This is a genomic window from Stutzerimonas stutzeri, assembly GCF_024448935.1.
Lineage (GTDB): Bacteria > Pseudomonadota > Gammaproteobacteria > Pseudomonadales > Pseudomonadaceae > Stutzerimonas > Stutzerimonas stutzeri_AO.
This window is the reverse complement of the sequence record NZ_JAMOIE010000142.1, coordinates 1-8137: the sequence shown is the minus strand read 5'-3', so window position 1 is coordinate 8137 and position 8137 is coordinate 1. Positions and strand designations below refer to the sequence as shown.

Sequence of the window (8137 nt, the reverse complement as noted above, 5' to 3'; positions counted from 1 at the left end):
GGGCTTAGCCTCGGACGTCGTCATGGGCTAGAATACGCGGCCCGACTGCTCCCCCCTCCGAGGCTGTTCCGACGATGTTGATCCTGCGCGGCGCCCCCGCTCTTTCCGCCTTCCGTCACGGTAAGCTCCTGGCCCAATTGACCGATAAGGTTCCCGCTGTCAGCGGGTTGTACGCCGAGTTTGCTCATTTCGCCGAGGTATCCGGCACGCTTGGTGCGGATGAGCAGCAAGTACTGGCCCGGCTGTTGAAGTACGGCCCAAGCGTTCCGGTTCAGGAACCGGCAGGACGACTGTTTCTGGTCATTCCACGCTTCGGCACCATCTCGCCATGGTCGAGCAAGGCCAGCGACATTGCGCGCAACTGCGGCCTCGACAAGATTCAGCGCATTGAGCGCGGCATTGCCTACTATGTCGAAGGCGATTTCTCGGAGGCCGATGCTGGCTTGGTCGCAGCGGCGCTGCACGACCGGATGACCCAGCTGGTGCTCGAGCAATTCGAGGGTGCGGCGGATCTGTTCAGCCACGCACAACCCAAACCGCTGCGCGCGATCGATGTACTGGGCGGCGGCCGTGCCGCGCTGGAACAGGCCAATGTGGAGTTGGGTCTGGCTTTGGCCGAAGACGAGATCGATTACCTTGTTACCCGTTTCAACGGCCTTGGGCGTAACCCGCACGACATCGAGCTGATGATGTTTGCGCAGGCCAACTCCGAGCATTGCCGTCACAAGATTTTCAATGCCAGCTGGGACATCGATGGTGAAAGCCAGGAGAAGTCGCTGTTCGGCATGATCAAGAACACCTTCCAGATGCACGGCGAAGGCGTGCTGTCCGCTTACAAGGACAACGCCGCCGTCATCGCGGGTAACGTGGCCGGACGTTTCTACCCGGACGCGGAAACGGGCGAGTACGCGGCGAACCAGCAGCCCGTGCACATCCTGATGAAAGTGGAAACACACAACCACCCGACTGCGATCGCGCCGTTCCCAGGCGCGGCCACTGGCTCGGGTGGCGAAATTCGGGACGAGGGCGCTACCGGGCGCGGCGCCAAGCCGAAGGCCGGCCTCACAGGGTTCACCGTCTCCAACCTCAACATTCCTGGCTTCGAGCAGCCTTGGGAAGTGCCGTACGGCAAACCCGAGCGCATCGTCACGCCGCTCGACATCATGATCGAGGGGCCGCTGGGTGGCGCAGCGTTCAACAACGAGTTCGGCCGTCCAGCCCTGAACGGTTATTTCCGAACCTTCGAGCAGGCAATCAGCACCCCGCGAGGCGAAGAAGTGCGGGGTTACCACAAGCCGATCATGCTGGCTGGCGGCATGGGCAACATCCGTGAAGATCATGTTCAGAAAGCCGAGATCTCCGTCGGCGGCAAACTGATCGTGCTCGGTGGCCCGGCGATGCTCATCGGCTTGGGTGGCGGCGCAGCCTCATCCATGGCGACCGGCAGCAGCTCCGCCGATCTGGATTTCGCATCGGTGCAGCGTGACAACCCCGAGATGGAGCGTCGCTGTCAGGAAGTGATCGATCGCTGCTGGCAGCTCGGCGACAAGAATCCGATCAAGTTCATTCACGACGTCGGTGCCGGCGGCCTGTCCAACGCCTTCCCGGAACTGGTCAATGACGGCGGTCGTGGCGGTCGTTTCGAACTGCGCAACGTGCCTAACGATGAGCCTGGCATGGCGCCCCATGAGATCTGGTGCAACGAATCCCAGGAGCGATATGTACTGTCAGTCGATGCAGCGGACCTCGAGCGTTTCGAGGACATCTGCAAGCGTGAGCGCTGCCCCTTCGCGGTAGTCGGCGAAGCCACGGCCGAGCCGCACCTGACGGTAGCCGACAGCCATTTCGGCAACAATCCGGTCGATATGCCGCTCAACGTCCTGCTGGGCAAAGCGCCGCGCATGCATCGCAGCGCCGTTCGCGAGGCCGAGCTGGGGGATGACTTTGCGGCTGATCAGGTCGACCTGTCCGAGGCGGTCGACCGCGTGCTTCACCACCCAGCAGTCGCCAGCAAGAGCTTCCTGATCACCATCGGCGATCGCAGCATCACTGGCATGGTCGCGCGTGATCAGATGGTCGGGCCCTGGCAGGTCCCGGTGGCTGATTGCGCAGTCACGGCGACCAGCTATGACGTTTACACCGGCGAAGCCATGGCCATGGGTGAGCGTACACCGCTGGCCCTGCTCGATGCGCCCGCGTCGGGCCGCATGGCCATCGGCGAAACCCTGACCAACCTCGCAGCAGCACGTATCGAGAAGATTTCCGACATCAAGCTTTCCGCGAACTGGATGGCCGCCGCTGGGCATCCGGGTGAGGATGCGCGCCTGTTCGACACCGTCAAGGCGGTTGGCATGGAGCTGTGTCCGGAGTTGGGCATCACCATTCCGGTCGGCAAAGACTCCATGTCGATGAAGACCCGCTGGAGCGAAGAGGGTGTAGACAGGTGCGTGACTTCACCGCTCTCGCTGGTGGTGTCCGGCTTTGCCCCGGTTGTTGATGTCCGCCAGACACTGACGCCGCAGCTGCATCTGGACAAGGGCGAAACCGATCTGATCCTCATCGACCTGGGGCGCGGCCAGAACCGTATGGGCGCGTCCATCCTGGCGCAAGTCTACGGCCAGATGGCGCGTCAGGCGCCGGATGTCGACGATGCGGAGGATTTGCAAGCCTTCTTCGCGGTAATCCAGGGGCTGAACGCAGACGGGTTATTGTTGGCTTACCACGACCGTTCCGACGGCGGTTTGCTGACCACTGCGCTGGAAATGGCGTTCGCCGGCCATTGCGGACTCAGCCTCAATCTCGATTCGCTTGTTGAGGCGGCCGCTCACATCCCGGCAGCGTTGTTCAACGAAGAGTTGGGTGCGCTGATCCAGGTTCGCCAGGGCGATACAGACATCGTTCTCGCACAGTTCAGCGCGGCTGGCCTTGCCGATTGCGTTTCGGTCATCGGGCAGCCGGTCAACAATAGCCATGTGGCAATCAGGTTTGAAGGCGCAGATGTTTTCGCCGGTGATCGCCGTCTGCTTCAGCGGCAGTGGTCCGAGACGAGTTATCAGATCCAGCGTCTTCGGGACAATGTCGACTGTGCCGATCAGGAGTTCGACGCACTGCTTGAAGAGGACAACCCGGGCCTGAGCGTTACCCTGGGTTTCGACGTGAACGACAATATCGCCGCGCCGTACATCAAGCGTGGCGTGCGGCCCGAGGTGGCGATCCTGCGTGAGCAGGGCGTCAACGGCCAGACCGAAATGGCGGCTGCGTTCGACCGGGCAGGTTTTGCCGCCGTCGACGTGCATATGAGCGACATCCTGTCGGGACGTATCAATCTGGAGCGATTCAAGGGGCTGGTGGCGTGTGGCGGTTTCTCCTACGGCGACGTGTTGGGCGCTGGCGAAGGCTGGGCCAAATCGATTCTGTTCAATGGCCGCGCCCGCGAGGAGTTCAGTGCGTTCTTTGAACGCAAGGACAGCTTTGCCCTTGGCGTCTGCAACGGCTGCCAGATGTTGTCGAACCTTCACGAATTGATACCCGGCAGCGAGTCCTGGCCGCACTTCGTGCGTAACCGTTCCGAGCAGTTCGAAGCGCGTGTGGCGATGGTACAGATTCAGGATTCCCCGTCGATCTTCCTTCAGGGAATGGCCGGATCGCGCCTGCCGATTGCCATTGCCCACGGCGAGGGTCACGCGGAATTCGAAAGCGAAGAAGCGCTGCTTGAAGCGGACTTGTCCGGGACGGTAGCGCTGCGCTACATCGACAATCATGGCAAGGTCACCGAGCGCTATCCGGCCAACCCTGGCGGCTCGCCGCGCGGCATTACGGGGCTCACCACGCGGGACGGACGCGTGACGATCATGATGCCGCATCCGGAGCGTGTATTCCGTGCCGTGACCAACTCGTGGCGTCCGGACGAGTGGCAGGAGGATGGCGGCTGGATGCGCATGTTCCGTAATGCCCGGGTCTGGGTAGACTGAGGTTGGACTGAGGCAGAGAGCCGAAGCGCGCAAGCGTTTCGGGCTTTTTCTGGGTGCGCCAGGCATGGCGCCATTGCTGAACCAAGCAACGACGCCAACGTCTGATCTTGACCTGGGGCACCCAATACGCTCTGGACCTGAACACAATCCACTCGGTGGAGCGCATGCTCCGCCAACCGTTTCCGTGCGGAGATGTTGATGTACAAGCTGTGTTTCTATGTTCCGGAAAGCCATCTGGATGCAGTCAAGAAAGCGGTTTTCGCGGCGGGCGCCGGGCGTATTGGCGCTTACGACAGTTGCTGCTGGCAGGTGCCAGGGCACGGGCAGTATCGCCCGCTGGAGGGCAGCACGCCGTTTCTAGGACAGCATGGCCAGGTTCAATCGGTATCCGAGTGGAAGGTTGAACTGGTGGTCGCTGATGAGCTGATCCACGATAGCGTCAAGGCGCTCAAGCACACTCATCCATATGAGACGCCTGCCTTCGAGGTGTGGCGACTATCCGATGTGCAGTTCTGATAGATAGGTTACGAACAAACCCGCTGCCGCCGCCCTGTCCGCCGAATTCACGCGGGGTGGAAAGTTTCACGTCGAACGATCGTCAGGTGCATTCGACCGCTGGTCTGAAGAGGGCCTCGTCATGGGTGGTCGAATGGCAAGGAAATGGTTTTCACGGGAATGCGCAGCCTTGCCTGCTGCCAAGCTCGGCTCCCGTTCAGGGACGAATCTCTATCAGGGTGCCGTCTTTCACCAGATTCCAGATCTCGCGCATGTCATCGTTCTTCAGGGCGATGCAGCCCTCAGTCCAGTCGAGCGTGTGGAAGTACCATTCGGGATACTCCTCATCGACCGGTGTGCCGTGCAGCATGATCATGCTGCCCGGTCTCGCGCCTTCGCCGCTTGCGCGCGCCAGGTCCTTGGCGTTCGGGTAGGAGATGTGCATTGCCAGGTTGTACGTGTCAGACACCTTGCGCCAGTCGATCCAATAAAGGCCTTCGGGGGTACGCTGGTCACCTTCGCGCTGTTTGGGCCCGGCTTGCTTGCCGAGGGAAACGCGGTAACTTTTCATGTTGACGCCGCGGCTGATCAAATGAAGCTTGCGCTCGGACTTGACCACCAAGACCTTATCGATGAAAGCCTCGTCAAGGTCAGGGGCCGCGTTTGCAAAGGAAAGGGTGGCGAAACTAAAGCAGACAATCGCTAACAGCCAGCGCATTGGGGCGAATCCTGAATCGAAACTGCATCAGACCTGTCTGCGTGCCACCCGCATTGCCTCGATGGCTTCGTTGCGCACCGGGAAGGTCCGCTGCACCCGGTCGGCGAAGAAGTATTCTAGGGTACGGCCAACGGTCGGAAAAGCCAGCTCTGACCAAGGGATGTCGGCTTGTCGGAAAAGCCTGACTTCCAGACTTTCGTCTCCTGGAGAAAATCGCTCATCCACCAGTTCCGCGCGAAAGAACATGTAGACCTGGTTGATGTGCGGCAAGTCGAACAGCGTATACAGCTGCAGATCGGTGACCCGGGCGCAGGCTTCCTCGAGTGTTTCCCGCTCGGCTGCCTGCTGCAGGGTTTCGCCGTTTTCCATGAAGCCGGCAGGCAGTGTCCAGTATCCGCGTCGTGGTTCGATTGCGCGTCGGCAAAGCAGTACCTGTTCATCCCAGACGGGCAGGCAGCCAGCAACGATGCGCGGGTTTTGGTAGTGAATCGTATCGCAGGACGCGCAGACGAATCGCTGCCTGTTGTCTCCATCGGGCACCCGCTCGATGACCGAGCCGCCGCACTGGCTGCAAAATTTCATCACCACTCCTTGTTTGCGTATTTCGTTCGGCCGGGTTTGATCGGCGAGCTGGCTAGTGCTGAGAGCCGGCCTGTCGCGAAAAGTTTGCCAGCAGCAATTGGCCTGGTCGACTCTGTCCGCTTTCGCTGCGCCAGATCGGCTGGTTTTTGGCTTGGCCTGTCTTGGGCGCCTCGGTGATTCATGCCATGATGCCAGTCAAAGTCAGAAAGAGAAGTTCCATGCTGGACAAGATTCTCCAACGGGTGCGTGATTACTCTCCGCGTCTTCTGGAGCCGGAAGGCAGGATGCCCGAGGCCGCCGTACTGATGCCCATTACCCGCAGTGACTCGCCGGAACTGGTGCTGACGCTGCGCGCCAGTGGTCTTTCTACTCACGGTGGCGAGGTGGCATTCCCCGGAGGGCGGCGCGACCCAGAAGATCGTGACCTGATCCATACCGCACTGCGCGAAGCTGAAGAAGAGGTTGGGCTGGCGCCTGGAATAGTGGAAATCGTTGGGCCTCTCAGCAGCTTGATTTCGCTGCATGGTATTCATGTCACGCCTTTTGTCGGCATCGTGCCGGACTACGTCGAATATCGCGCCAACGATGCGGAGATAGCCTCGGTGTTCTCCGTGCCTCTGGGTTTCTTCTGCCAGGATGCGCGTGAAGTGACCCACCGGATCGACTATAAGGGTGGTGCTTGGTACGTCCCGTCTTACCGATATGGCGAATACAAAATCTGGGGGCTGACAGCGATCATGATCGTCGAGTTGGTCAACCTGGTATACGACGCCGGGATCGAAATGCGCCGTCCTCCCGCGTCCTATATCGATCTGAGTCAGAAGAGGTCATAACCATGAAATATCGCTTGGGTGATTCCTCAGTTGAAGCCCATCCGCAGAGCTGGGTAGCGCCAAATGCAACGCTGATTGGCAAGATTCGCCTGGAGGCCGGGGCCAGCGTCTGGTTTGGTGCGGTGCTGCGTGGTGACAACGAGCTGATCCATATCGGTGAAAACAGCAACGTGCAGGACGGCAGTGTCATGCATACCGACATGGGCTGTCCGCTGACGCTGGGGGCCGGCGTTACCGTCGGCCATAACGCCATGCTGCACGGCTGCACCGTCGGCGACTACAGCCTGGTGGGGATCAACGCCGTGATCCTCAACGGCGCGAAGATCGGCAAGTATTGCATCATCGGCGCTAATACCTTGATTGCTGAAGGCAAGGAGATCCCGGACGGTTCCTTGGTGGTCGGTTCGCCAGGCAGGGTGGTGCGTGAATTGACCGACCAGCAGAAGAAAATGCTCGAAGCGAGCGCGGCGCATTATGTACATAACGCCCAGCGCTATGCGCGTGATCTGGCGGAGCAGGGCGATTGACTGCAGACGAACAGCCGGTTGCATCACCCTGTGTAAGTGTTTGTGCACTGGACGACAAGGATATCTGCACGGGCTGCCAGCGCAATATTGACGAGATTCGTCGTTGGGGGCGGATGGATAATCCTGAGCGGCGACAGGTACTGCTGCGTTGTCATGAGCGCGCGCTCCAAAGTGGTCTGCTGTTCTAGCGGCGAAGTGCGGCACCTTTTGGGCATCGCCTTTTCCCTATTTGTACAACGAGGAACGTCCCGAATTGGTACGCCGCTATCAACCAGCGCTACCCGCGTGCTGCTCTGTGGTTCTGGTGAGCCCGGCAAGGAGCTGGTGACCGAGCTTCAACGTCTGGGTGCGGAGGTCGTCGCGGTAGACCGGTACGCCAACCCCCCAGCCGTGGAGGTTGCGGACCGTCACCATGTGAGCGACATGCGGGCGGGGCCACCTTCTGTCCTGCGGTGGGGCATCGGCAGCAAAGGGACGACTATCAGGAGTCGTGGCAGCCGCAACCGATGACGGCTGCAGCGATGATCGAGGCCGAGCGAATTGCCCTGGCGGTCACCGACGCATTGGGTGGGCGCGACATCTTTGGTGTCGAGCTGTTCATCAAGGGCAACAAGGTCTGGTTCTGCGAGGTTTCACCAAGGCCGCATGATACCGGCCTGGTAACGTTGATATCCCCGGGACCTGTCCGAATTCGCCTTGCATGCGCGAGCGATTCTTGGGCTGCCAATTCCGGCGGTCCGGCGGTCCGGCGATCCGGCGGTCCGGCGATCTGGCGGTCCGGCAGTTCGGCCCGTCTGCTTCGGCCGTGATGCGGATGGAACGCGAATCCGATCAGGTGAGCTTCGGCAATCTGGCTGCTGCGCTGGCCGAGCCGGATACCGCGTTGCGGTTGTTCGGCAAGCCGGGCGTCAGTGGGCAGCGGCGTATGGGTGTTGCGCTGGCTCGTGACGCATCGATACAAGCGGCGCGTGGCAAAGCGTTGCGGGCGGCCTCGGCGATTGATGCACAGCA

General features: G+C 60.8%; 7 protein-coding genes and 1 pseudogene. 6 read left to right on the top strand and 2 right to left on the bottom strand.

What is annotated here, in order from left to right:
* Window positions 1-74 precede the first annotated feature (74 nt).
* A complete protein-coding gene (gene purL, locus NA637_RS23460; RefSeq protein WP_256074909.1) occupies window positions 75-3971 on the top strand; it encodes a phosphoribosylformylglycinamidine synthase in 3897 nt (1298 codons plus the stop codon).
* A gap of 198 nt (window positions 3972-4169) precedes the next feature.
* Window positions 4170-4487: a YqfO family protein gene (locus tag NA637_RS23455; protein WP_256074908.1), complete on the top strand. Its 318-nt coding sequence runs from the start codon at window positions 4170-4172 to the stop codon at window positions 4485-4487.
* Window positions 4488-4683: 196 nt separating this feature from the next.
* Here the strand turns inward: NA637_RS23455 and NA637_RS23450 are convergent, their stop codons facing one another.
* Both NA637_RS23450 and NA637_RS23445 read right to left on the bottom strand, forming a co-directional pair.
* Window positions 4684-5184 (bottom strand): L,D-transpeptidase family protein, encoded by a 501-nt coding sequence (locus tag NA637_RS23450; protein ID WP_256074907.1) that lies wholly within the window; start codon window positions 5182-5184, stop codon window positions 4684-4686.
* A 27-nt stretch (window positions 5185-5211) separates the two neighbouring features.
* Entirely contained in the window at window positions 5212-5766 is a 555-nt protein-coding gene (locus tag NA637_RS23445) for an NUDIX hydrolase (RefSeq protein ID WP_256074906.1), read from the bottom strand.
* 218 nt (window positions 5767-5984) lie between these two features.
* Between NA637_RS23445 and NA637_RS23440 the strand changes: the two genes are divergently transcribed.
* The 4 genes and pseudogenes from NA637_RS23440 to NA637_RS25440 form a co-directional block, all read left to right on the top strand.
* Window positions 5985-6599: a CoA pyrophosphatase gene (locus NA637_RS23440; RefSeq protein WP_256074905.1), complete on the top strand. Its 615-nt coding sequence runs from the start codon at window positions 5985-5987 to the stop codon at window positions 6597-6599.
* Window positions 6600-6601: 2 nt separating this feature from the next.
* Window positions 6602-7126, top strand: coding sequence for a gamma carbonic anhydrase family protein (locus NA637_RS23435; RefSeq protein WP_256074904.1), 525 nt, complete (start codon window positions 6602-6604; stop codon window positions 7124-7126).
* A complete protein-coding gene (locus tag NA637_RS23430) occupies window positions 7123-7314 on the top strand; it encodes a DUF1289 domain-containing protein (protein ID WP_256074903.1) in 192 nt (63 codons plus the stop codon). The genes NA637_RS23435 and NA637_RS23430 overlap by 4 nt, the downstream gene beginning before the upstream one ends.
* A 25-nt stretch (window positions 7315-7339) precedes the next feature.
* Window positions 7340-8137, top strand: a pseudogene (locus NA637_RS25440) (ATP-grasp domain-containing protein); the annotation flags it as partial.